Source organism: Blastomonas ursincola (genome assembly GCF_013607875.1).
Lineage (GTDB): Bacteria > Pseudomonadota > Alphaproteobacteria > Sphingomonadales > Sphingomonadaceae > Blastomonas > Blastomonas ursincola.
On the sequence record NZ_VDES01000002.1, the window covers coordinates 1,112,603 to 1,136,338 of the forward strand.

Below are 23,736 nucleotides of genomic sequence, written 5' to 3' on the forward strand. Positions count from 1 at the left end.
GCAAATTGAGTGATTCAAAACCCCCTATATTAAATGCATTGCTAGCGGGATACCGCGACAGCCTAGACAATCAAATTAAGCGGCTGGTTGACCAGCACGGGGTTGATGCCGTGCGTGATAGTGTGAAACGTAATACCAAGAAAAAACCTGGTCGTAAGCCTGAAAACGACTGGCCTATACTCTCTGAATTTTTGGCGATGGATGCAATAGATTGGCTCGATGGCCGAGATCCGATGGAAATACGGACCAATTACCAGCTAGCAAAATATGTGTCAGAACGGACGCCTGGACAAAGTCCGGTTTCAACGCATCGCCGGGTAATGCAGAAGCTCGCAGACAAACGGTTGCGGTTCATCTTGATCCACGCTGTCCAGCATGCCGAGTACCATCGCCCTGTTGCCGAATATCTGCGTGCTGTCGCTGCGCTGGGTGAAATTCCGAACTGGGGTCTCATGATGACCGACTTGGCCGATAGGGCGCGCGGGATGCTGCTGCGGTATCGAGATTTGCTTGGCGAACCGGACATGACTTTGCCGATAGCGATGCTCGAAAACGACCTGTCAGATGCAGCTGCTAAACCGCAGAGCAAAATTGGGTTTCTGACCGCTACCCGGCTTCCATCAAATAGTGATGAAATCAGCGACGATTGATTCATGCCCAAAATGACCGCGATTAAGTCACCTTCCGACAGTTGCCGGATAGACTTATTCAGGGTGCACCGACAATCACCAGGGTGCATCATCATGGACCGACTTTATACCATCAAGCAGGTTTGCGACATCGCAGGCATCGGTCGCTCGACCGTCTACCGCGAAAATCTTGCATCCCGATTGCCCTTCGTAAAGGTTGGCCGCGCCACTCGGATCAGGGCGTCGGACCTGAAGGGCTGGCTAGATAGTCTGGGGGCGTAAGCGTCCCCAGGCGTTCCTTTGAAACTGGCGCGCGAATGTACCCGTTTGTTTCCTTGCATTTCAGTCCTTGGCCGCTGAAATCGTGGTGAATCAATTGCTTATGCCGCTTTGCCTAATGAGCCCTATTATAGGCGTGCCGAATTGGACATCCTGCCACCATACCGGCCATTGTTCCCCCGCGGTGGTGCTCGCAACTTCAGAGACCGCACCAGTGATCGGCTGGACGAACAGCAATGCCGCGATCTGCTGGCAGCAGCGGACAGGGCTTATAACCATGGCCAGCCGTTCAACCGCTGGATGACTGCCCATTGGCAAAAGGGCGGGGTCGATGCGCGCGATTGCTGCACCGCGACCGGCGAATTCATCAAGCGGGCGCGGGATTGGATGCGACGGCACGGCTATCGGCTGGGCTGGGCCTGGGTGCAGGAATACGGGCAGGGCTATGGAGCGCATGCGCATATGCTGTTGCACGTGCCGCCAGAACTCGCCCCGCTGTTCGCACCAATGCCGCTGCGCTGGGCGAAGGACATCCTGCCTGGGGCCTATATCAAGGGCGTCATCGATACCAAGCCGATCAGGGGGGCAAGCAGCGCTTACAGCGAACCGGACCTGTATTGGGCGAATCTCCGCACCAAGCTGCATTACATGATGAAGGCCGCGCCGCCCGAACTGGAGGCGGTGCTTGGCATTCAGGGCTGGGGGGACAAGCCGTGGGGGCAATATTGCACTGTCCATGGCAAGCGTGCCGCCGAGGCCCAATGGCTGCGAAAGCCGGGCTGACCACTAAAATAGAGCGCATTAGCCCCAAGTTGACTGATGATTTAGGAAAATCTGGCGAGCGGTGCAGCATCGGGCTAAGCCATGGGCAATTGCTTGGAGGCTGGCCGTTCGCATGGATATTCAGGGTTATTTGAACGAGGTTCGCAAGCTCTATCAGGGCGGGCAGACGACGGAACACAGTTTCCGGCCAGCCCTGGCGCGCTTGTTCGAGTCGATCGATCCTGGCCTGACTGTCATCAATGAACCCCGTCGCACTGTTGACGTGGGCGCGCCCGATTTCGTTTTCCAGCGTGGGGCGGTTTCCATCGGCTGGTGCGAGGCAAAGGACATCGGAAAGGACGTCCGCAAATTCGCGGCGAACGACTACAGCAAGGCGCAGAAAGACCGATACCGCAAGGGCCTGCCCAATCTGATCTACACCAACGGGCTGGACTTCGAATTCATCCGCGAAGGCGAGGTGGTCGATTTCGTCGCCATCGCGGACCTTGCGCCCGGCCTGCCTGCCAAGCCGGAAGCCTTTGCCACCCTGCAAGCCTTGCTTGCCAATTTTGCCACTGTCACCCCGCTAAGCGTAACGTCATCGAAGCGGCTGGCCGAACTGATGGCGGGCAAGGCGTCGCTCATCAAGGACATCATGGGCCGCGCCCTAGTGGCAGATTTCAAGGCAAAGGACGGCGGCGCACCGCCAACCGACCTGATCGGCCAATATGAAGCGTTCAAGTCCAACCTGATACACGACATCACGGTAGAGGAATTCGCCGACATCTATGCCGAGACCATCGCCTATGGCCTGTTCGCGGCGCGCCTGCATGATGAAACCCCGGCCAGCTTCAACCGTGCCGAGGCGCTGGAGCTGTTGCCCAAATCCAATCCTTTCCTGCGCGAACTGTTCATCTACATCGCCGGGCCTAACTTGGACGACCGCCTGCGCCGCGTGGTCGATGATCTGTGCGCAGTGTTCCTGGCGACCGACATGGGCGAGGTCCTGCGCCATTTCGGCAAGGTGACGGCAAGGCAGGACCCGTTCCTGCACTTCTATGAGAACTTCCTGGCCGAATATAACCCCGCCAAGCGCAAGGCGCGGGGGGTCTGGTACACGCCCGAGCCGGTGGTCAACTTCATCGTCCGGGCGGTCGATGAGGTGCTGAAAACCGAATTCGGGCTGGCCGATGGCCTGGCCGATACCAGCCGCGTCACCATCGACTGGGACACTGGCCAGAACGACCCGAAAACAGGCAAGCCAGCGACCATCAAGCGCGAAGTGCACCGGGTACAGGTTCTGGACCCTGCAACCGGAACTGGTACCTTCCTGGCCGAGGTGGTCAAGCTGGTGGCAGAGCGGGTGAAGGGCGTCGCGCCTGGCCAGTGGTCGCAATATGTCGAAAGTGACCTGATCCCGCGCATTCACGGGTTTGAGCTGCTGATGGCCAGCTATGCCATGTGCCATATGAAGCTCGACATGATTCTGACGGGACTGGGCTATAAGCCATCCACCAACCCGCCTCGCCTGGGGGTTTATCTTACCAACTCCCTGGAGGAAGGCGAACGGGTGGAACAGACGCTGTTTGGGCTGTCACGTGCCATTGCAGAGGAAGCCAAAGCCGCGAGCGACATCAAGCGTCAAACCCCGATCATGTGCGTGGTCGGCAACCCGCCCTACTCGGGCGAGAGCGCGAACAAGGGGCCTTGGATCATGGGCCTTATGGAAGATTACAAGCAGGAACCCGGCGGTAAACAGCGCCTGAAAGAACGCAACCCGAAATGGATCAATGACGATTACGTAAAATTCATCCGGTTCGCCCAGCACATGATTGATCAGACCGGCGAGGGCGTGCTGGGTTACATCACTAACCACGGTTATCTTGATAACCCAACGTTTCGTGGGATGCGCTGGCACCTTTTGGACAGCTTCGATCGGATTTACGTGCTCGACCTGCACGGCAATTCGAAAAAGAAGGAAGTCGCCCCAGACGGTTCGGCGGACAGAAACGTGTTCGACATCCAACAAGGCGTCGCAATCGTTATCGCTATCAAGAGGGCGCGCAATAGCAAGGCGCCGAAACCTCTAGCCCAAGTGCTACATGGCGACCTTTGGGGCGCTAGAGAGGGCAAGTATGCAGTATTGTGGGATGGAACTCCGGGCCATTGCTCGCAGACTAACGTACGCCCTCGATCACCCTTTTTCTCATTTGTGCATCGCGATGAAGGCTTGGAGCGCAACTATTCGCTTTGGCACAGTGTCCCAGACCTTTTTCCAATCGGAGGCACTGGGGTTGTTACCAAACGCGATAATCTTACTATCCATCGAGAAAAGGAAGGGGTTTGGCAAGCCGTCAAAGACATGCTCACCCGGCCTGAAGCTTGGGTGCGCTCGAAATACAATCTGCCGGACGATGTCCGCGACTGGCAGTACGAATGGGCAATCGACGACCTTAGCAACGCCCCATCGACCGATAAAATTAAACCGATTTCATATCGACCATTTGACCAGCGCTTTATCTATTTCACCGGTCGTTCGAGGGGTTTTGTTGGATGGCCAGTTGAAAAGATCATGCGAAATTTTGTGCTTGGTGAGAATATCGGTCTAGCAACTGCAAGAAGTAACAAGAACCCCACACCTGACCATTTTTTTATAACTCAGCACATGATGGAAACCAAGTGCGCCGAAAGCAGCACCCAGTCCGCCGTATTCCCCCTCTATATATACCCGGACGAGCAAGACCTGGACCAGTCGATGCGCGTCAACTTCGACCCTAAGCTCTATGCCAAATTCCGCGCGGCGGCTGGTCTAACCGGTAAGGCGGCAGCGCCCGATAGGGCCATGGTTGAAAGCGGGGCTTTTCGCACAGCAACCGGCGATGCGCGGCCTGATGAGGTCAAGGTTTTCGACTACATCTATGGCGTGCTGCACTCGCCTGCCTATCGTGAAACCTATGCCGAATTTCTGAAAATCGATTTCCCGCGCTTTCCGTTGCCGCCTTCGCCGGAAGTGTTCCGCGTGATCAGCGAAAAGGGCGAGAAGCTGCGTCGCCTTCACCTGATGGAGAATGCCGCCATCGGTGAAACCCCGTTCCCCTTTCAGGGCGCTGCTCCGGACGGGCAGGACTGCATGGTGGACAAGCCGCGCTTCGAGACAGGGCGGGTCTATATCAACGGCAAGGGGCTGGAGGGGCAGCATTTCGAAGGGGTGTCTGGCATCGCCTGGAATTTCCAGATTGGCGGCTATCAGCCTGCGCAAAAGTGGCTGAAAGACCGCAAGGGGCGCGTCCTGTCTTGGGATGACATCCGGCATTACCAGCGCATCATCAAGATTTTGGGTGAAACTCACCGCATCATGCAGACCATCGAAATGCCACCGGGGGAGATAGAGGCATGAGACCAGCTATTGCAGCAGTCATGATGCTGGCTTTGACCGCTTGCGGGGCGGCGTCGGAAGATGCCGAAAGTGAAGCTGCGGAATATGAGGGCGAGGCGGAAAGCGACTCCAGCTACGGGGAGACTGGCGAGGTCGTGGCTGGGGAAACCTATGACGAATATGACGAGCGCCGCGATGCGCTGGATGGCGAACAGGGAAGCTATGCCGGATCTGGCTGCACCGTTGATTGCAGCGGGCATGAGGCGGGTTACAATTGGGCATCGGACAACGGGATAACCGATCCTGATAGCTGCGGTGGCAACAGTTGGAGCTTTGTCGAAGGTTGCCGTGCCTATGCCGAGGAAAACGCGGATTACTGATTTTGCTTGGCCGTGTTGCCCTGCTATAACACCAGCATGGGCGGTTACGGATCAGGGCGGCAGAACGGTAGACCGGTGGCGGAAAGCTGCCTGTTCATCGATCTGGCCTGGATGATCCGCACCGGGCGCGCGGTGCCGGGCGAGTATCGGCAGGGCGGGCTGTCCTGGTCATGCGGGGATCAACCCAGCGGCGACATCCGTTACACCTGCGATATGCGCGAACTGGAGGATGCGTGGCTGGAGCTGCGCTTTACCGTCAGCCAGCGTTCGACCGGGGCCAGCCGCGATCATGCGCAGCGCATCGGGCTATCTTGCACCCGCCCCAATTACGGTGGGCGGCGTTGGTGGATGCACTGCCCCAGGACCGGCCAGCGTGTCGGCAAGTTGTTCGTGCCGCCCGGCGGCGAGCTGTTCGCATCGCGGCAGGCCTGGCGGCTGGGCTATCGCTCGCAACGTTCCAGCGAGCGCGACAAGCCGTTTGACGCCCTGTTCCGCCTGCAAAAGAAGCTGGGCGGGACGCAAGGCTGGGAAGCGGGACTGGCACCGCGTCCGAAGGGCATGTGGCGGCGCACCTATGATCGGCATTGGGAACGCTATTTCGAGCTGGATGATGCCTGCGCCGCGACGATGGCGAGCCTGTTTCTGAAGCTGGGCAACGCACCTGGATGGTGAGCGAATCTTCCAGATTTTTACACGCTAATGGGCGCGGCAAAAAAACCGCTTATTAGGGAACCATTAGGGAAAAATCACCGCAAATGACCTAAGTCATTGAAAAGTGGTGACCCCTACGGGAATCGAACCCGTGTTTCAGCCGTGAAAGGGCCGCGTCCTAACCGCTAGACGAAGGGGCCATCTGTGCGGGAAGCGCCCCTCTAAGCAGTTGATCGGGGGCAGTCAAGCGCCCGTTTCCGGTTTTTTCGCTTTTTCATAAATCGACCGGAGCGAGGTCGTCGACATGCATTTCGGTGGCGTGATTGCCGTTCCAGCTGTCGATCTTCACGCGGCCCGCGAGCCAGAAACGCCGGTCGCGCGGGGCGCCGAGCAAAGCCTGGCCGAGCGGGGTATCGACGCTGCGAAATGCCATCGCCTTGAACGATGCGCCGTCATCGCCCGCTGCGATCGCGCGGACATGCGTGGTGCCGACGACGTCGCAGCGCACGATTCGCACCGGCCCGGTGGCGAGGCGCGGCGCAGGCCAGCCCATGCCATAGGGACCCGCCGCCTCCATGCGCTCGACCAGATCGGGGGTGAGCCCGCGCGGCGCGACCAGCGCATCGACCAGCAGCCGCGCCGCGCCCGAGGCAGCGGCGACCGGGGCGGCGAGCCGATCTTCCAGAAACTCGCCGAATCGGTCGAGCAGGTCGGCGTTGATCGTCAGCCCTGCCGCCATGGCATGGCCGCCGCCCGCAACGAGCAGCCCTGCATCCTTGGCCGCGATGATCGCCGCGCCCAGATCGACGCCGGGGATCGAGCGACCAGATCCCTTGCCGATGCCCGACTCGTCGAGCGCGATGACCAGCGAGGGGCGATTCGTCTTTTCCTTGATCCGCCCGGCGACGATGCCGATGACGCCGGGATGCCAGGCGCGGCCCGCGAGCACCGCGACCGCGCGGTTGTGCTGCGCAGAGAGCAAAGCTTCGGCCTCTTCCTGCACCATCGCCTCGATCGCGCGGCGCTCGTCGTTGAGGCGCGACAGTTCGGCGGCGATGGCGCGCGCTTCGCTCTCGTCCTGCGTGGTCAGCAGCCGCACGCCCAAGTCCGCCGATCCGACGCGCCCGCCCGCGTTGATTCGCGGACCCAGTGCAAAGCCCAGGTCCGAGCAGACCGGGGCGCGGGTCAGCCGGCTGGCCTCGATCAGCGCCGCCATGCCGATATTGCGCCTGCGCCCCATGATCTTCAGCCCCTGCGCGACGAATGCGCGGTTGAGGCCCTTCAATTGCGCGACATCGGCGACGGTGCCCAAGGCTACCAGATCGAGCAGTTCCATCAGCGCGGGCTCGGTGCGGCTGGCGAAAAAGCCTTGCGCGCGCAGCGTGCGGACCACAGCGGCGGCGAGCAGGAAGGCGACGCCGACAGCGGCGAGATGCCCGTGCGCTGCCGCCTCGTCCTCTTCGTCGAGTCGGTTGGGATTGACGAGGGCAAAGGCGCGCGGCAGCTCGGCGGCGCATTTGTGGTGATCGACCACGACGACGTCGACGCCTGCCTCGTGCGCCATCTGCAGCGCCTCATAGGCCATCGCGCCGCAATCGACGGTGACGATCAATGTCGACCCGTCCTGAGCGAGTTTGGTGAGCGCCGCGCCCGAGGGGCCATAGCCTTCCATCAGCCGGTCGGGGATATAGGCGCCGGCGTCCAGGCCCAGATCGCGCAGCAGCCGGATCAGCAGCGCCGCGCTGGTCGCGCCGTCGACGTCATAATCACCATAGATGGTGACCTTCTCGCGCGCGATCACCGCCTGGGCGAGGCGGTCGGCGGCATTGTCCATGTCGCGGAAGATCGATGGATCGGGCATGAAGCCGCGGATCGTGGGTGCGCGATGCCGCTCCAGATCGTCGCGCGGCACGCCGCGGCTCAGCAGCAGCAGCGACACCAGGTCGTCGGGCTGCAGGTCCGCCTCGCGCCGGTCGCCCTCGGCACCGCGCCAGTGCCAGGGCTGGCCGGTGAGCGATCGGGTGATGCCGAGAACGGGATCGGGGTAGAGCGTGGCCATGGTCCCTCTCTAGCGAGCGCGATTCCGCTTGGCGAGGGTGTGCTGGGTCGAAAGGACTGGATTGCGGGAGGCTGGGCACTATCAAGGCAGAATGACAGAGCAGCCGATCCTGTTGATCATCTGGCACAGCCGCACCGGCGCTTCCAAGGTGATGGCGGAAGCGGCAGCTGCCGCTGCGCGTAACGAATGTACGGTGCAGCTGGTGGCGGCGGAGGAAGCAGAGGCCGCCGACCTGATTGCCGCTTCGGGCTATATTTTCGTCTGCCCCGAGAATCTCGCCAGCATGACCGGGGCGATGAAGGAGTTCTTCGATCGCTGCTATTACCCGCTGCTGGGGCGGATCGAGGGGCGGCCCTATGCGGCGACGGTGGCGGCGGGATCGGACGGGGCAGGGGCGGTGCGGCAGATCGAGCGGATCGCTACCGGCTGGCGATTGAAGCGCATCGCCGAGAGCCTGATCGTCTGCACACACGCGCAAACGCCCGAGGCCATTGCTGCGCCCAAGCATCCGGACGCGGCCGCGCTCGCCCCCTGCAGCGAATTGGGCGCGATGTTCGGGGCGGGGCTGGCCATGGGCATTTTCTGAGCTTAAGTGTTTGCATCTGAAACGAGATTTGGGTCCATCCAGGGGAGTATCGCATGCTGTTCCGTTCGTCGCTGCTGGCTGTTGCCGCGCTCATCGCCGTTCCTGCCGCCGCGCAGCAGGCCCCCGTCCAGACGCGCCAGGTCGGCACGGCGCGGCTGGAGAATGTGCCCGAGATTCCGCAGGACATCCGCGATGCGGTGCAGCGCTACCAGAATTATCGCGAGGCGCGGTTTCAGGACTGGCTGCCCGATGGATCGATGCTGATCACCACGCGCTTCGGATCGACATTTCAGGTCCATCATGTGCCCGCTCCCGGCGCGGCACGGCGGCAGCTGACCTATTATGGCGAGCCGGTCAGCGGGGCGAAGACCGTGCCCGGCAAGAAGCGCTTCGTGCTCACCCGCGATACCGGCGGCGATGAATGGTTCCAGCTGTTCGTCCGCGATCTCGACGGCGTAGGCCAGCCGCTGACCGAGCCGGTGACGCGCAACCAGTCGCCGGTATTCGCCAAGGATGGCAGCCTGCTGGTCTGGTCGCGCGCCACCAAGGGTTCGGCCGATTATGCAATCATGGCCGCCGATCCTGCCGACCCGAAGAGCCGCCGCCTGGTCTGGCAGGGCAACGGCGCGGTCGGCCCGCAGGACATCAGCGCGGACAAGACGACGGTGCTGCTCGCCAAGGGGATATCGAACCGCGAGAACCATCTGATGCTGCTCGACATGGAGAGCGGCAAGGTCACCCCGCTCGACTGGTCGGTCAAGGCCAAGGCGCGGTTCGAGGACCCGCGCTTCATCGAGGACGGCAAGGCGATCGTCGCGATCACCAACGCCGGCACCGACACGCGGCGGCTGGTGCGGATCGATGCCGCCACTGGCAAGATGACCGCGCTGTCGCGCGAGCCGGGCTGGGATGTCGAGGCCTATGACCTGTCGCCCGATGGCCGCACGATCGCCTATACGCTCAACGAGGACGGCTATTCGCGCGTGATCGTGATGCCGCTGGCGGGTGGCGCGGGCATGTCGCCCTCGCTTCCGCGCGGGGTTGTGACGGCCCTGTCCTTCTCGCCCGACGGTGGCAAGCTGGCGGTGGGGCTGACCAATGCGACCACTGCGGGAGATGTCTGGACCGTGGAACTGGGCAACCAGGCGATCACCCGCTGGACCCAGTCCGAGCCGGGCGAGCTCGATCCCGCCAAGCTCGTCGAGCCGCAGCTCGTGCGCTTCACCAGCTTTGACGGGCTCACCGTCCCTGCCTTTGTCTATCGGCCGAAGAATGCCGCGCCCGATGCCAAGCTGCCGGTGATCATCGACATCCATGGCGGACCCGAGGCACAAACGCGCCCGAGCTGGAACCCAGGCGCGCAATATTTTGCCGATGTGCTTGGCGCGGTGGTCATCCTGCCCAACGTGCGCGGATCGGACGGCTATGGCACCAAATATCTCAATCTCGACAACGGCCCGCTGCGCGAGGATAGCGTCAAGGATATCGGCGCGCTGATCGACTGGGCGGGCAAGCAGCCGGGCATGGATGCGAAGCGGATCGCGGTTTATGGCCAGTCCTATGGCGGCTACATGTCGCTCGCCAGCATGACCTTCTATTCGGACAAGCTGGTCGGCGGGGTCGAGCGCTATGGCATCAGCGATTTCATCAGCTTCATGGCCAATACCGAAGCCTATCGCCGCGACAACCGCCGCGCCGAATATGGCGACGAGCGCGACCCCAAGATGCGCGCGGTGTTCGAACGGATCGCGCCGCTCAAGAATGTGGGCAAGATCACCAAGCCGATGCTGGTGATGCAGGGCGCGAACGACCCGCGCGTGCCGCAATCCGAATCCGATCAGGTGGTCGCCGCGCTGCGCGCGAACGGGGTCGAGACCTGGTACGTGCTCTATGCCGATGAAGGCCATGGCTTCCTCAAGAAGGCGAACAACGATCTGCGCCGCGAGGTCGAGACGGTGTTCCTGAAGAAGCTCTTCGCACAATGAGGACGTTCTTCGATCCGCGCCAGCACGATCATGCGCCCGCGATGGAGCTGCACAACGGGGCTTATGTGCCCTATGCCGAGCATCGCGGACGCATGGAGAATGTGCTCGAAGCGCTGAGCGATATCGAAACGCCGCGCGATTACGGGCTCGAACCGATCCGCCGGGTGCATCGCGACAATTATCTCGAATTCCTGGAATCGGCGCACAAGCGCTGGGTCGAGGCAGGGCGCACTGGCGATGCGCATGGCTATGCCTGGCCGGTGGTCGGCAGGCGGCCGCTCAAGCTGAACCGGATCGACGCGGATCTGGGCCAGTTCAGCTTCGATGCTTCCAGCCCGATTGCTGCCGGAACCTGGTCCAGCGCCTATTGGGCGGCGCAATCGGCGCTCGCGGCGACCGAGGCGGTGCTCGGCGGCGATCGCTCAGCCTTCGCGCTGTGCCGCCCGCCGGGACACCATTGCGGCGCGGATTATCTGGGCGGCTATTGCTTCATCAACAATGTCGCGGTGGCGGCCGAAGCGGCCATCGCGGCGGGCCGGAAGCGCATTGCGATCCTCGATGTCGATTACCACCATGGCAATGGCACGCAGGATATTTTCTACGATCGCGGCGACGTTCTGTTCGTCTCGATCCATGCCTATCCTGCGACCGACTATCCGTTCTTCTGGGGCCATTCTGACGAGCGTGGCGAGGGGGCAGGCGAGGGCGCGACGCTCAACCTGCCGCTGCCGCGCGGCACGGACCTGGCCAGCTATATGGCGGCGCTGGAGACGGGGCTGGCCGCGATCCGCGCTTTCGGTGCGGACATGCTGTGCGTCTCGTTCGGCGCGGATACCTTTGCCGGCGACCCGATCTCGCAATTCGCGCTACAGACGGCCGATTATACCCCCATCGCCCGCTCGATCGCCGCACTCGATCTGCCGACAGTGATCGTCATGGAAGGCGGCTACGCGGTCGACGCGCTGGGCGCAAATGTCGCAGCGTTTCTGGCGGGGTTTGGGTAGGCGGGTGTAGGCGCGGGGCGGAAAGGGCTGCCCCTAGCCCCCCTTCTTCACCTTGCGATAGGGCACGAACTCGCTCAGCGCGCAGCTGCCCAGGGGCACGTTGATGCGCAGGTCCTGGACCAGCACGATGTCGCCCGAGCACAGGCGGCCGACCGGGGTCTGCGAGATCATCGTGTTGTCGCGGGCGCGGGGGCAGCCGAGATACGGCGTATTGACGTACACCACCGAGCCATCGTCATAGAGCAGCACGTCGTCGCTGGCCGCGGTCGAGCGGCGCAGGCGGGTGCGCGGGATGCAGTCGACCGGATCGCCCGCCACCCGGTCCTTGAGATAGATTTTCGCGAGCTTCTGACCGCGTTCGTCGAGATTGGCGATGGCATCGGCGGTGCGCGCGCGGATTTCTGCATCGCGGCTGTCCGAGGCGATCAGCGGGGTGGCACAGGCGAGCGCGGCGAGGCTGAGCATGATGGGCATGTTGCGCATGGTCGTCATCCTTGTTCTGGGCCCCCGAAGAGCCTTAATATACCCCAGCCCGCCGCGCGTCGCCAGCGGCTTACCAGCTGCCGGTATTGGGCATCGAGACCCAGGGCTCGGCAGGTTCCAGATGGCCTTCCTGCAGCAGCTCGACCGAGATGCCGTCGGGGCTGCGCACGAAAGCCATATGCCCGTCGCGCGGAGGGCGGTTGATCGTCACGCCCGCATCCATCAGCCGCTGGCAGGTCTCGTAGACATTCTCCACCCGATAGGCGAGGTGCCCGAAATTGCGTCCGCCGGTATATTCCTCCGGGTCCCAGTTGTGCGTCAGCTCGACCTCGGCCACGCCCTCCTGACCGGGCGCGGCGAGGAAGATCAGCGTGAAGCGGCCCTGCTCGCTGGAGAAGCGGCGGACTTCCTTGAGGCCGATCAGCTCGAAAAACTTGATCGTCGCATCGGGATCGGTGACGCGGATCATCGTGTGGAGATATTTGGTCATTATACTGGCCTCAATTCATCGCAGTTAAGACACGGTTCATCGCAGCTCGGCTAATCGATCCATCGTGTCGTCGGGGGTGGATGTGCCCCGCAGATATAGGCGGCACGCATCGCATTGGAAGGACTTTCGGACATGGTTGATGGTGGGGGATCGGACGGATCGGGCAAGCGCGGCTGGGTGCGCGACAATGTGTTTCTCGCCGGTGCCGGGATACTGGCGATCGGCATGGTCGCGGGCGGCTATCTGCTCGGCGATGGCCTGTTGCGCGCCAAGCAGGCGGACCGTTCGGTCACCGTGCGCGGCCTTGCCGAAAAGGACGTGACGGCGGATCTTGCCACCTGGACCATCGCCTATTCGGCCCAGGCCGACGACCTCGCAAGCGCGCAGGCCGATATCGATGCCGATACCAAGGCGCTGCGCGGTTTCTTCACCGAGCTCGGCTTCGATGGCGACGCGCTGCAGCCCACGGGCGCGAACGTCTCGCAGTTCAACAACAATTACGGATCGACCACCTATACCATCCGCCAGCGTATGTCGCTGCGCACCAACGACATCAAGAAGGCGCAGGCGGCGGTGAAGCGCCAGTTCGACTTGATCCGGCGGGGCGTCGTGCTCGACGAAGGATCGGGCATGGCGTACAGCTTTACCAAGCTCAACGACATCAAACCCAAGATGGTGGCCGAAGCGACCAAGGATGCGCGTGCCTCGGCCGAGCAGTTCGCCAAGGACAGCGGCACCGATGTCGGCGGGATCAAGAGCGCGACCCAGGGCTATTTCTCGGTCGAATCGCGCGATGGCGAGAGCGGTGGCGGCTGGGGCGTCAGCGACACGCCGTACAAAAAGGTACGCGTGGTGACGACGGTGGATTTCTACCTGGATTGATCATTGCTTTCCCCTCCCCCTGGGGAGGGGAGAGGCCTAGGGCTTCGCGGTGGTCTCTGCCGTCTCTGCCTCTGCCCGGTCGAGGTCGCTCAGATGGCCGCGCGCGGTGCGCGCTATCGGCCCCTCGGGGCGGATCTCGATCGCCTGGGTCCAGTTGCGCCGGGCGACGTCGTATTTGCCAGCGCTGGCCGCGATATTGCCGGCTTCCAGCGCGACTTCGGGATCGCGCGGGGCGAGGCGCGCGGCAATGTCAATATCGGCCTGCGCCCGCTCCAGCTTGCCCAGCCGGCGCGCCAGCGTCGCCGAGAGCAGCCAGGCGAGCGGGTCCTCGGGCGCAAGCTTGTGCGCCTCGGCCAGCGCAATTTCCGCTGCATCGGTCTGCCCTGCCACCACCAGCGCACGGGCGCGGTCGAGATGCAGTTCGCCGAGCAGCAGCCCCTGCGCTACGCCCTGCGCCAGCGCCGCGTCGAAATAGGTCAGCGCCTTGTCGGCATCTCCGGTCGCCAGCATCGCATTGCCCGCCTGGGTCCACAGATTCGCGGCGCGCTTGTCGCGGGCAAGCTCGGCATCGCGCGCGGCGTCGACAAACGCATCGGCTGCGGCGGCCCAGCGGCCTTCCTTGGAATAGGCAAAGCCCAGGCAATGCCGCGCGAAATAGCCGCCGCCCGCGATGAGCCACTCATTGGCCGCGACGATTCCTGTCTTGGGATCGTCGGTTGCCGTGTCCATGCAGGCATCGAAGCGCGCCTCGTCGGCCAGCGGCGCCGTGAAGCCGGACGCGCGGGGGCCGGGCTTCGGCACCTCGGCCTCGGCGGGTGCCGGTGCAGGCAGGGGCGGCAAGGCATTGGCGTCGGCGGGGCCGACCTGGGTGGCCGCGAGCAGCAAGACAGCAGGGAATATCGTCATGGCGGCTCCTGTGACGCGCTCGACCTTAACCGGCGCTGGCTGGCTGGCGTGCCGCCGCTGCAATCGCTGCCGCAAAGGCCTTGCCGCCATCGGCGGTGCGATCGAGCGACAGCCAGGGTTCGATCAGCTCGATTTCCATCAGCGCATAGCCTCCCCGGCCATCGCCGACCATGTCGATCCGGGCATAGAGCAGGTCGGCATCGATCGCCCCGAGCGTCGCAAGAGCGAGATCGCGCGCAGCCGCTGGTGGCACCACCGCCTGCGACTGGCCGCCGAACTGGCCCTGCACGCGAAAATCCCCGCTCTTCGGGCGTTTGAGGATGGCATGCGCGAGTTCGCCCGCCAGCCAGAACAGCGAATATTCGCCCTCGCTGGCGATCATCGGCATCATCGGCTGGACAAGCATCGCGCGGCCCAGCGCTTCGGGCGGGCAGGGGGCGCCATCGCGCAGCAGCCAGGTATGGTCCGATCCCGCCGACACCGGGGGCTTCACCACCAGATCGGCGGTGCCGAAGGCGGTGCGTGCTTCGTCCACTGCGGCTGCGTCCAGCCGTTCGTGAAACCGCGTCGGCACGATGGCGACGCCGCGCTGTGCGAGTTCGAGCAGATAGCGTTTATCGGTATTCCAGCGCAGTATTTCGAGCGGGTTGAGGAAGCGTGCGCCCTGCCAGCGATCGAGCTGCGCGTGCCAACGCGGCAGCGCGCGATGATAGCCCCAGGCCATCAGCGGCAGCACCAGATCGGCCTCGAACGGTGCGCTGTCGGTCCAGGCGCGCCATTCGACCGTCAGGCCATGCATGGCGAACAGCGGCTCGATCACGACCGCCTGGTCCTGCCAGTCGTCATAGCGGGTGAGGTCGGCGGCGTCGGGGATGAGAATGCAGATGCGCATGGAACTGGCCTGGCTGGGAAGGGGGCGGGGTTCGGATCAGGCTTGATCGTTCCGCCCTTTCGGGTCAACAGTTGCGGCCATGACCGATCCCGCGCCCGTAATCCAGAGCCTGTTTGCCGGGCTGCCTATCTTCATGCTGCATCTGGGCACGGCGACGGTCGCGTGGGCGCTGGCTCTGGCGCTCTATATGTGGATTACCCCGCACAAGGAATTCGCGCTGATCCGCGCGGGCAATGTCTCGGCGGCGGTTTCACTGGGCGGTGCGGCACTCGGGCTGGCGCTGCCGCTCGCCTTCTGTCTCGCCGCTTCGGTCAATGTCTGGGACGTGCTGATCTGGGGCAGCGTGACGCTCATCCTGCAATTGATCGCGTTTCGCGCGGTCGATCTGCTGATCGGCAATCTGTCGAAGCGGATCGAGGAGGATCAGCTGGCTGCTGCGATCTTCCTGGCCATGACCAAGGTCGCCTTGGCCGCGCTCAATGCGGCTGCCGTCGCCGGATAGAAAAATGGCGGAGCCGCTTGCGCAGCCCCGCCATTTTCAACGATCAGCCATCGATCAGAAGCGGAACGCGGTGGTCACGCGGATCGAGTGGAACTCGAAATTCGGATCGCTGCGGCGCATGTCGGTCTGGCCGGCACGCAGCAGGAACGGGTTGGTCGCAGGGGCAGTGCCCGGACCGACGTTCACGGCGAAATCGTCATTGGTATAGGTGTTGTAGAGATATTCGAGCCCGATGCTCATGTTGGGAGCGATCTTGGCTTCAACACCGCCACCGGCCTGCCAGCCCCACGACCAATCCTTGGTGTTGCGCGGCGTGAACGAGTTGGCAGCGTTCGAGGTGCGGAAGCCGTTCTCGATGCGACCATAGCTGACGCCGCCGGTGCCGTAGAACAGGATGCCGCCGCCCGGGGTATAGCCAGCGCGGGCTCGGGCCGAGATGGCGTAATCGAGTTCACGCGTGAACGTATAGTTGGCCGGGGTCGTGCTGAACGCGGTGACGAAATCCTTGGCTTCCGACTTGCTGCCCTCGACCAGTGCACCGATGACGAAATTGCCATAGCGCTTGTCGGCGCCGATGCGGACACCGTATTCGATGCCGTTCTGGTCCTGACGGCAGCCGGCATCAGCATTGTTGCCCCTGGCCGAACCACGGCAGAAGCCCGGGCTGAAAGCATTGAGGCCTGCGGTATTCAGCACGCTGTCGTTGAAGTCGCCATCGACATTGGTGTCGAAGACAACGCCTTCACCGCGCGGGCTCGACTGAGCCGAATAGCCGAAATGGCCGCCGACATAGACGCCGTCGAAATCGGTATCGTCCTTCACCGTCTGGGCGAATGCGGGCGTCGCCAGCATGGCGACAGCAATGGCCGAAGCGGCGGAAAATTTGATGGGGGTCTTCATGGTTTCGCGTCCTTGCTTTTTGGTATTCAGACGGTTGCCAAACCTACAGACCCACAGCTCGGTTCCAACATCACGAACATTGATGAGCTTGCGTTGCGATTTTGTCACACATGCATCATGCTGAATCGATAGCATGAACGCAGCATTAATTGAAAGTAAGCACGATATTCAGAAACTGGCGGTCAGTTGCATTGCCGCAGCGACAAGCAACACTTGTATCGTGAAACTATGCCTATCCGCTTGATTCTGTCGCCAGCGCCGGTAGCGTCGCAATTATGCACAAGGCGATGGAAGGTTCCGAAAGCGCTCGGCGCGGATGAGCAAGGCGCGGACTTCCAACCGCCGCGGCTGCCTGCCCTGGGTCCTGGGGGCGGTGCTGCTGATCGTCTGGTTTGGCGGCAGCGAAGAGGAATGGGGCGATGCGCCGCTCAGCGTCGAACAGTTCGACCCGCGCAGCCCGCGCCGCCCGATGCCCGATATCGGGGAGAGCTTCGTCATCGCCGATCCCGGCCCGCAGCAGGACAGCCAAGGCACGGCTTTCGCTGTCGATCGCGACGGCACTTGGCTGACCGCGCAGCATGTCACGCATGGCTGCGACCGGATCGGGCTGGTCGCGGAGGACGGTATCGATGCGATCAGCGACGTCCTCGAGAGCAGCGAGGCCGATGCGTCGGTCATCCGCCAGGGGCCGCTTCCCGAATTCGCGCTCGCGCTGACCGAGGAGCTGCCGGAGGAGGGCGCCTTCGGCTATCATATGGGTTTCCCAGCGGGCAATCCGGCGGTGGTGGTCTCGCGCTTTCTGGGCGCTGCATATGCTTCGCGTGGTGGACCGGGCGGGCAGAGCGAACCGATCCTGGCCTGGGCCGAAGCCGAACGCGTCCCCAGTTTCGATGGGCCGCTCGGCGGCATCAGCGGCGGGCCGACCTTTGACGAGCAGGGCAGGGTGGTCGGCGTGAACGCCGCGTCCACCCCGCGCCGGGGCCGGGTGCTGACAACCGACCCGCTGGCGGTGTTGCGGCTGGTCGTGGCCAGCGCGGCCGTGGATGAGTCCGGCGAGGTTACCGATCTGTCCAGCCCGGATCGTGCCGCGCGGCTGTTTCAGCTGTTGCTCGACCGGGGGATCATCCGGCAGGTCTATTGCGATGTCCGCTAGGGCTGTCTAAAGGCGCGGCACGATTTTGCCAGAACGGACCCCATGATGACCGAGACCCCGGAAACCCCCGAACAGACCCCCGCCGCTTCGACCGGCGCCGCGGACGTGCCGCCGGACCGGCTCGCGATCAATCCACGCAGCCCTCATTTCGACGCCGATCTGCTCGGCCGCGGCATCGGCATCCGGTTCAAGGGTGTCGAGAAGAACAATGTCGAGGAATATTGCATTTCCGAGGGCTGGATCCGGGTGCAGGCGGGCAAGACCATGGACCGCAAGGGCCAGCCGCTGACGCTGAAGCTGAGCGGCCCGGTCGAGGCCTGGTACAAGGATCTCGGCGAGGACGCGCCGGTCGCGAAGGCCTGAACGCCCGGCTCAGCTGCCGGTTGAGGCGATCAGGTCACCGATCGGATCGACCTGCAGGCGGGGCACCGGGGCCGGCGAGGCCTGGGCCGTCGCCTTGCGCACCTTTTCTTGGCGTTTCAGATATTTCGCATATTCGCGGCGCTGCTTCTCGATCTGCTTGAGGCGGCGCTTCGCCTCCTTCTCGGCCTGACGCTGTGCCTGGCGTTCCTCGCGGCTCAGGCGTCCATCGCTGCGATCGGCTGAAGCGATCTGCACCGGCGGGACCTGCAGCTGGCTCGGCGCGCGGCCTTGCGGGTAGATGAAGCCGTGTACCGGGTAGCGCGTCGTGCCCAGCGCGCCGATCGGCGCATACCAGACGCGCACCTCGCTCCAGTCATTGGCAACCGAGACATCCTCGGCCAGCACATTGCGTTCGATCTGTCCCTTGCGGCCGTCGATCGGCGACCAGTTGGCGTGGTCGAGCAGGACGCGGCGCTTGTCGATCACCTTGGCGACCGTTGCGACATGGCCAAGCTGCATCGAGCGATAGGGCTTGAACGCCATCACCGCACCGACCGCCGGGCGCTGGCCGCGCTGGTATTTGCCCTCCGCCTGCTGCCACCAGCTGTGCGCATCGCCAAAGATCTGGATGCCGCTCACCTGCCGGGCATAGGGCACGCATTGCAGCAGCGGTTCCTGCGCCGCGGCCGGGGGCGCGGCGAACAGCAACGCGGCGGCCATCGCCAGAACGGGCAAGGGGGCAAAGCGGGGAGCCATCGCGGCAAAATTGCGGCAAATTGGTTGACGAAAAGTTTACCGTGCGGCGGGTTGACTCAAACTGTCATTTCCATAATATTGGAAATATGGAATCGATGATTGCCCCATGTTCGCCAGTTGCCGCGTCGCCTGCCGAAGGCCGCGTTCTCGGCAGCGCGGAGGTCATCGCCGCGCTCGCCGCGCTTGCGCAGGAGCATCGGCTCGCTGCCTTTCGCCTGCTGGTGGAGGCTGGCCCCGATGGCGTGAGCGCGGGCGATCTGGCCGACCGGCTGAGCATCCCGCGCTCGTCGCTGTCCTTCCACCTCAACCAGATGATGCAGGCGGGGCTGATCGTGCAGCGCCGCGAGAGCCGGTCGCTGATCTATTCCGCCGACTTCGCCGCGATGGCCGCGCTGGTCGGCTTCCTCACCGAAAATTGCTGCCGGGGCGCCGGCTGCTGAACCCGCCCATCCAAGGAGAAGTCCGATGAAGCGCATGCATGTCCACGCCAAGACCCGCGATCTTGATGGCTCGATCGCCTTCTATTCCGCGATGTTCGGCGCAGAGCCGACGGTGGTGAAGCCCGATTACGCCAAGTGGCAACTCGACGATCCGCGCGTCAATTTCGCCATCTCGGTCGCCGGTTGCGGTGCCAGCGAGGGCATCGAACATCTCGGTATCCAGGCCGAAAACACCGATGAACTGGCGCAAGTCTATGCCGGTCTTGCCAAGGCCGACCAGCCGGTGCTGGAAGAGGGCAAGACCACCTGCTGCTATGCCCGATCGGAAAAGAGCTGGGTCAAGGATCCCAATGGCATCGTGTGGGAAGCCTTTTACACCGATGGCGAGGCGACGGTCTATGGCGACCCCGGCCCGCTCGCCAAGGGGGCGTTGAGCGCGCCCGAAACCACCTGCTGCCCGACAATGTGAACGGATCGCGCGCCGTGACCAGCATCCTGTTCCTGTGCACCGGCAACTCGGCGCGCTCGATCCTGGCCGAAGCGCTCGCCAACCATATGGGTGGCGGGCGCCTCCAGGCCCATTCGGCGGGCAGCTTCCCCAAGGGCGCGCCGCACCCGATGGCGCTGCAACTTCTGGCCGAGCGCGGCATCACGGGCGACTTCCGCTCGAAGAGCTGGGACGAATTTGCCGCGCCCGGCGCGCCGCCGATCGATATCGTCATCACCGTCTGCGACAATGCCGCGGGCGAGCTCTGCCCGATCTTCCCCGGCCGCGCGATCAAGGCGCACTGGGGCATTGCCGATCCGGCAGCGGTCGAAGGCGAGGGCCAGCGTGCCGCTTTCGAAATCGCGTACGACCAGATGCAGGCGCGGATCGCGGCGCTGCTCGAGCTCGACCTTGCGGATGATCCGCAGGTGCTCCAGCGTCGGCTGGCGGCGATCGGCCGATTCGAGGGGGCGACAGATGGGGCAGGGCACGCGGCGGCTGATTGCTGAAGGGCTGGGATCGGGGCTGCTGTTCGCCTGTGTCGTCGGTTCGGGCATCATGGCCGAGGCGCTGGCGGGTGGCAATGTCGCCATCGCGCTGCTGGGCAACACCCTGGCAACCGGTGCGATCCTCTATGTGCTGATCACGATATTCGGCCCGATTTCGGGCGCGCATTTCAACCCGGCGGTGACGCTGGTGATGCGGCTGCGCGGAGAGATCGCGACGCGCGAGGCTCTGGCCTTCGTCGTCGTCCAGTTGGCAGGTGGCATCATCGGCATCTGGCTGACGCACCTGATGTTCGACCTGCCGATCCTGCAATATTCGACCAAGGCGCGCGCCGGGATCGGCAACTGGACGGGCGAGTTCGTCGCCACCTTCGGCCTGTTGCTGACCATCTTGGGCGCGGTGCGACACCGCCCGGACAATGTGCCCGCGGCGGTCGCGCTCTACATCGTGGCGGGATACTGGTTCACCAGTTCGACCAGCTTTGCCAACCCGGCCATCGCGGTGGCGCGGTCCTTGTCGAACAGCTTTGCGGGAATCGCCCCGCACGATGTGCCGCTGTTCATCGTGTCGCAGCTCGCAGGCGCGCTCGCGGCCTATGGCGTGGGGCGGGTGCTGTTTGCGGAGGAACCTTCCGAGGCATCGTAGCGCATACGTCCCTCGACTTCGCTCGGGAACGCGGAAAGGTTGGCAGCGGGATTAAGCCTCCCCTCCGTTTGTCCCGAGCCCTTCGGTTGGCTGGCAAGCCAGCGGCTCAGGATAAACTTCCCGGCTTGCCGGGAAGTCGAAGGACGTTGCGCACTCTTATTGCCGATTGTCCCGAAGCCTCTAATCCGGCCGCAAGACTTCCCCGATGACAAAGCCGCGCAAAACGCCTATGCGCCCGGCCATCATGTCCAGCCCCACCACTATTCCCGCCCCGCCGAAAGTCGGCATGGTTTCGCTCGGCTGCCCGAAAGCCCTGGTCGATTCCGAACGCATCCTCACCAAGCTGCGCGCCGAGGGCTATCAGATGTCGGGCGACTATGCCGGTGCGGACGTGGTGCTGGTCAACACCTGCGGGTTTCTCGACAGCGCTAAGGAAGAAAGCCTGGAGGCGATCGGCGAGGCGATGGCCGAGAATGGCCGCGTGATCGTCACCGGCTGCATGGGCAACGAGGCGGAGGCGATCCGCGCGCGCTTCCCCGACGTGCTCGCCGTCACCGGCGCGCATCAGTATGAGGACGTGGTGCAGGCGGTGCACGATGCCGCCCCGCCCGCGCGCGGCGCGTTCATCGATCTGGTGCCCGAAGGCGGGATCAAGCTGACCCCGCGCCATTACAGCTATTTGAAGATTTCCGAAGGCTGCAACCATCGCTGCTCGTTCTGCATCATCCCTTCCTTGCGCGGCGATCTTGCCAGCCGCCGGATCGATGCGGTGCTGCGCGAGGCGGAAAAGCTGGTCGCGGCGGGCACGCGCGAGTTGCTGGTCATCAGCCAGGACACTTCGGCTTATGGCGTCGACACCCGGCACGAACCGCGCGAGTGGAAGGGCCGACAAGTCCGCGCGCACATGACCGATCTGGCGCGCGAACTGGGCGGCCTGCGCACCGCAGAGGGCAAGGCCCCCTGGGTACGGCTGCACTATGTCTACCCGTACCCGCATGTCGACCAGGTCATCCCGCTGATGGCCGAAGGGCTGCTCACCCCCTATCTCGACATTCCGTTCCAGCACGCCGCGCCCAGCGTGCTCAAGCGCATGAAGCGCCCGGCGAACGAGGCGAAGGTGCTCGACCGGATCAAGGCCTGGCGTCAGATCGCGCCCGACATCACCATCCGCTCGTCCTTCGTGGTCGGTTTTCCCGGCGAGACCGAGGCGGACTTCCAGTATCTGCTCGACTGGCTGGACGAGGCGCAACTCGACCGCGTCGGCGGCTTCCGCTTCGAACCGGTCGAGGGCGCGGCGGCGAACCTGCTATCCGATCCGGTGCCGGAAGAGGTCAAGGAAGAGCGCTACCAGCGGCTGATGGAGAAGACCGCCGCGATCAGCGCCGCCAAGCTTGCCGCCAAGGTCGGCCGCACGCTGCCGGTCATCATCGACGAGGTCGGCGAACCCGACGAGGAAGACGGCTCGATCGGCGCCACCGGCCGCTCGCAGGCCGATGCGCCCGAGATCGACGGCCATGTGTATCTGCGCGACGTGCCTGAGGGGCTGGAGCCGGGATCGTTCGTCGATGTGCTGGTCGAGGATGCCGACGAGCATGATCTGTACGGGGTGATCGCGAGGTAAGAGTGAGGAGGCGCACTGTCGCTTCACACATCCGCTCAGGCTGAGCCTGTCGAGGCCCCCGCGCAGACGGCAATCCCAGGCCCGCTCTCCGGCGAAAGCCAGAGCCCGGGAGTCCAGCAGCGCGAACTGGCCCCATTCGAAAACCTCTTCGCGGCTTCGCGCCTTCGCGTGAACCCGTTTCAGGATCAGTTTCACGCGAAGCCGCGAAGCCGCGAAGCCGCGAAGAGGTCGCCTGTCGTCTCAAGGCTCCGTCAAGCGCATCGAGTCGCTTGCACAACCCTGGATTCCGGCTTTCGCCGGAAAACGGCGCGATAACAGGAGATTGGGCAAGACCGACCACAACCCGTCATGCTGAACTTGTTTCAGCATCCATCGTGCCCCAACAGCCGAAGCCGCGTGGGGAGAAATGGACCCTGAAACGAGTTCAGGGTAACGATGTGGCTAGCGTGGGGCCTTCGACTACGCTCAGGCTAAGCGACGTGAGTGGCAGCTCTGGAGGCTCTCTAAAAGAAGCTGCCGTGCTGCAAACGACCCCACTTCAGACATGAGCCAGTTCAAAAAAGCGACCGTCCTGCAGGTAAATTGCGTCCACGACTGAAAACACCTGATCGGCTAATGGCGTGTTTATCACATCGTCTCGCTTCAAGGCTGTGGCAGCCAAGTCTACGCCACTGAACCGTTCATCCGGATCAACAACCACGAGGGACGGCGTACCGTCATCCAGTTGGCGATGCACCAATGCAACGCCAAACCGGTCGTCTGCGTCGGTGCCCTCGCCCCATTTGCCGATGACAAGGTCGAGGCTGGCTCCCGGTTCGCTGAGGTGCCCGGCTGTCCAGTGGATCCAGTATGCAGCTACGCTGGGGCCGTTTTGGTGATGAACCATCCCCCAGACGCGGCGGCTTGCCTTTCCACAACAATCACAGTGACCGGTGCTTTCACCCATCGTTTCAACTTCGAAAGCAGTGAGGTTGGCGCGGTTGGTCATGCGATCGGAG

The 23,736-nt window shown here is 63.5% G+C and carries 26 protein-coding genes and 1 tRNA gene; 18 read left to right on the forward strand and 9 right to left on the reverse strand.

Going from position 1 to position 23,736, the window contains the following annotated elements; genetic code table 11:
- The first annotated feature begins 5 nt into the window (after positions 1-5).
- The 6 genes from FG486_RS11465 to FG486_RS11490 all read left to right on the forward strand — a co-directional run bounded on the left by FG486_RS11465 (position 6) and on the right by FG486_RS11490 (position 6,098).
- Positions 6-650, forward strand: a complete 645-nt coding sequence (locus tag FG486_RS11465; protein WP_181267572.1) for a hypothetical protein — start codon at positions 6-8, stop codon at positions 648-650.
- 93 nt (positions 651-743) lie between these two features.
- Positions 744-911, forward strand: coding sequence for a helix-turn-helix transcriptional regulator (locus tag FG486_RS18405; protein WP_181267573.1), 168 nt, complete (start codon positions 744-746; stop codon positions 909-911).
- A gap of 297 nt (positions 912-1,208) precedes the next feature.
- A complete protein-coding gene (locus FG486_RS11475; protein ID WP_181267574.1) occupies positions 1,209-1,691 on the forward strand; it encodes a rolling circle replication-associated protein in 483 nt (160 codons plus the stop codon).
- 112 nt (positions 1,692-1,803) lie between these two features.
- Positions 1,804-5,067, forward strand: coding sequence for a type ISP restriction/modification enzyme (locus tag FG486_RS11480; protein ID WP_181267575.1), 3,264 nt, complete (start codon positions 1,804-1,806; stop codon positions 5,065-5,067).
- 20 nt (positions 5,068-5,087) lie between these two features.
- Entirely contained in the window at positions 5,088-5,426 is a 339-nt protein-coding gene (locus FG486_RS11485) for a hypothetical protein (RefSeq protein WP_181267576.1), read from the forward strand.
- A gap of 6 nt (positions 5,427-5,432) precedes the next feature.
- Positions 5,433-6,098 (forward strand): hypothetical protein, encoded by a 666-nt coding sequence (locus FG486_RS11490; protein WP_181267577.1) that lies wholly within the window; start codon positions 5,433-5,435, stop codon positions 6,096-6,098.
- 104 nt (positions 6,099-6,202) lie between these two features.
- Here FG486_RS11490 and FG486_RS11495 read toward each other — a convergent pair.
- Positions 6,203-6,277 (reverse strand) — tRNA-Glu (locus tag FG486_RS11495).
- A 74-nt stretch (positions 6,278-6,351) separates the two neighbouring features.
- On the reverse strand, positions 6,352-8,136 hold the full coding sequence (gene recJ / locus FG486_RS11500) for a single-stranded-DNA-specific exonuclease RecJ (protein WP_181267578.1): 1,785 nt from the start codon (positions 8,134-8,136) through the stop codon (positions 6,352-6,354).
- A 91-nt stretch (positions 8,137-8,227) separates the two neighbouring features.
- On the opposite strand from recJ, the gene FG486_RS11505 reads away from it, so the two are divergent.
- From FG486_RS11505 to FG486_RS11515, 3 genes are read left to right on the forward strand one after another with little or no spacing between them, the layout of a single operon-like run.
- Positions 8,228-8,722, forward strand: coding sequence for an NAD(P)H-dependent oxidoreductase (locus FG486_RS11505; protein WP_066281094.1), 495 nt, complete (start codon positions 8,228-8,230; stop codon positions 8,720-8,722).
- A 53-nt stretch (positions 8,723-8,775) separates the two neighbouring features.
- The gene (locus FG486_RS11510; protein WP_181267579.1) at positions 8,776-10,707 is read left to right on the forward strand and encodes a S9 family peptidase; all 1,932 of its coding nucleotides are present in this window, start codon (positions 8,776-8,778) and stop codon (positions 10,705-10,707) included.
- Complete coding sequence (locus tag FG486_RS11515; protein WP_181267580.1) at positions 10,704-11,711, forward strand: histone deacetylase family protein; 1,008 nt, start codon at positions 10,704-10,706, stop codon at positions 11,709-11,711. The genes FG486_RS11510 and FG486_RS11515 overlap by 4 nt, the downstream gene beginning before the upstream one ends.
- 33 nt (positions 11,712-11,744) lie before the next feature.
- Here FG486_RS11515 and FG486_RS11520 read toward each other — a convergent pair whose 3' ends face one another.
- Together FG486_RS11520 and FG486_RS11525 are read right to left on the reverse strand one after the other, a co-directional pair.
- On the reverse strand, positions 11,745-12,194 hold the full coding sequence (locus tag FG486_RS11520) for a hypothetical protein (RefSeq protein ID WP_181267581.1): 450 nt from the start codon (positions 12,192-12,194) through the stop codon (positions 11,745-11,747).
- Positions 12,195-12,264: 70 nt separating this feature from the next.
- Positions 12,265-12,684: a VOC family protein gene (locus tag FG486_RS11525; protein WP_023838048.1), complete on the reverse strand. Its 420-nt coding sequence runs from the start codon at positions 12,682-12,684 to the stop codon at positions 12,265-12,267.
- 132 nt (positions 12,685-12,816) lie between these two features.
- On the opposite strand from FG486_RS11525, the gene FG486_RS11530 reads away from it, so the two are divergent.
- Positions 12,817-13,566, forward strand: coding sequence for an SIMPL domain-containing protein (locus FG486_RS11530; RefSeq protein ID WP_241695701.1), 750 nt, complete (start codon positions 12,817-12,819; stop codon positions 13,564-13,566).
- 36 nt (positions 13,567-13,602) lie between these two features.
- On the opposite strand, the gene FG486_RS11535 is transcribed toward FG486_RS11530, so the two are convergent.
- Both FG486_RS11535 and FG486_RS11540 read right to left on the reverse strand, forming a co-directional pair.
- Positions 13,603-14,472: a tetratricopeptide repeat protein gene (locus FG486_RS11535; RefSeq protein ID WP_181267582.1), complete on the reverse strand. Its 870-nt coding sequence runs from the start codon at positions 14,470-14,472 to the stop codon at positions 13,603-13,605.
- A 25-nt stretch (positions 14,473-14,497) separates the two neighbouring features.
- Positions 14,498-15,364, reverse strand: a complete 867-nt coding sequence (locus tag FG486_RS11540) for an ATP-grasp domain-containing protein (protein WP_181267583.1) — start codon at positions 15,362-15,364, stop codon at positions 14,498-14,500.
- A 79-nt stretch (positions 15,365-15,443) separates the two neighbouring features.
- On the opposite strand from FG486_RS11540, the gene FG486_RS11545 reads away from it, so the two are divergent.
- Entirely contained in the window at positions 15,444-15,866 is a 423-nt protein-coding gene (locus FG486_RS11545; RefSeq protein WP_066281111.1) for a DUF350 domain-containing protein, read from the forward strand.
- 54 nt (positions 15,867-15,920) lie between these two features.
- Here the strand turns inward: FG486_RS11545 and FG486_RS11550 are convergent, their stop codons facing one another.
- Positions 15,921-16,766 (reverse strand): outer membrane protein, encoded by an 846-nt coding sequence (locus FG486_RS11550; RefSeq protein WP_181267584.1) that lies wholly within the window; start codon positions 16,764-16,766, stop codon positions 15,921-15,923.
- Between the two features lie 316 nt (positions 16,767-17,082).
- On the opposite strand from FG486_RS11550, the gene FG486_RS11555 reads away from it, so the two are divergent.
- Positions 17,083-17,919, forward strand: coding sequence for a S1 family peptidase (locus FG486_RS11555; protein ID WP_066281116.1), 837 nt, complete (start codon positions 17,083-17,085; stop codon positions 17,917-17,919).
- A 45-nt stretch (positions 17,920-17,964) separates the two neighbouring features.
- Positions 17,965-18,282 (forward strand): DUF3297 family protein, encoded by a 318-nt coding sequence (locus FG486_RS11560; protein WP_060977765.1) that lies wholly within the window; start codon positions 17,965-17,967, stop codon positions 18,280-18,282.
- Between the two features lie 9 nt (positions 18,283-18,291).
- Here FG486_RS11560 and FG486_RS11565 read toward each other — a convergent pair whose 3' ends face one another.
- Entirely contained in the window at positions 18,292-19,038 is a 747-nt protein-coding gene (locus tag FG486_RS11565; protein WP_181267585.1) for a CHAP domain-containing protein, read from the reverse strand.
- 95 nt (positions 19,039-19,133) lie between these two features.
- On the opposite strand from FG486_RS11565, the gene FG486_RS11570 reads away from it, so the two are divergent.
- From FG486_RS11570 to rimO, 5 genes are all read left to right on the forward strand, one after another.
- Positions 19,134-19,478: an ArsR/SmtB family transcription factor gene (locus tag FG486_RS11570; RefSeq protein ID WP_181267586.1), complete on the forward strand. Its 345-nt coding sequence runs from the start codon at positions 19,134-19,136 to the stop codon at positions 19,476-19,478.
- Positions 19,479-19,503: 25 nt separating this feature from the next.
- Positions 19,504-19,947, forward strand: a complete 444-nt coding sequence (locus tag FG486_RS11575; protein WP_066281125.1) for an ArsI/CadI family heavy metal resistance metalloenzyme — start codon at positions 19,504-19,506, stop codon at positions 19,945-19,947.
- 14 nt (positions 19,948-19,961) lie between these two features.
- Positions 19,962-20,474 carry an arsenate reductase ArsC gene (locus FG486_RS11580; protein ID WP_181267587.1) on the forward strand — a complete coding sequence of 171 codons (513 nt, stop codon included), beginning with the start codon at positions 19,962-19,964 and terminating at the stop codon, positions 20,472-20,474.
- Positions 20,443-21,117 carry an aquaporin gene (locus FG486_RS11585; protein WP_181267588.1) on the forward strand — a complete coding sequence of 225 codons (675 nt, stop codon included), beginning with the start codon at positions 20,443-20,445 and terminating at the stop codon, positions 21,115-21,117. The genes FG486_RS11580 and FG486_RS11585 overlap by 32 nt, the downstream gene beginning before the upstream one ends.
- Positions 21,118-21,346: 229 nt before the next feature.
- Entirely contained in the window at positions 21,347-22,738 is a 1,392-nt protein-coding gene (gene rimO, locus FG486_RS11590; protein ID WP_181267980.1) for a 30S ribosomal protein S12 methylthiotransferase RimO, read from the forward strand.
- A 538-nt stretch (positions 22,739-23,276) separates the two neighbouring features.
- On the opposite strand, the gene FG486_RS11595 is transcribed toward rimO, so the two are convergent.
- On the reverse strand, positions 23,277-23,726 hold the full coding sequence (locus FG486_RS11595; protein WP_181267589.1) for a hypothetical protein: 450 nt from the start codon (positions 23,724-23,726) through the stop codon (positions 23,277-23,279).
- Between the last annotated feature and the right edge of the window lie 10 nt (positions 23,727-23,736).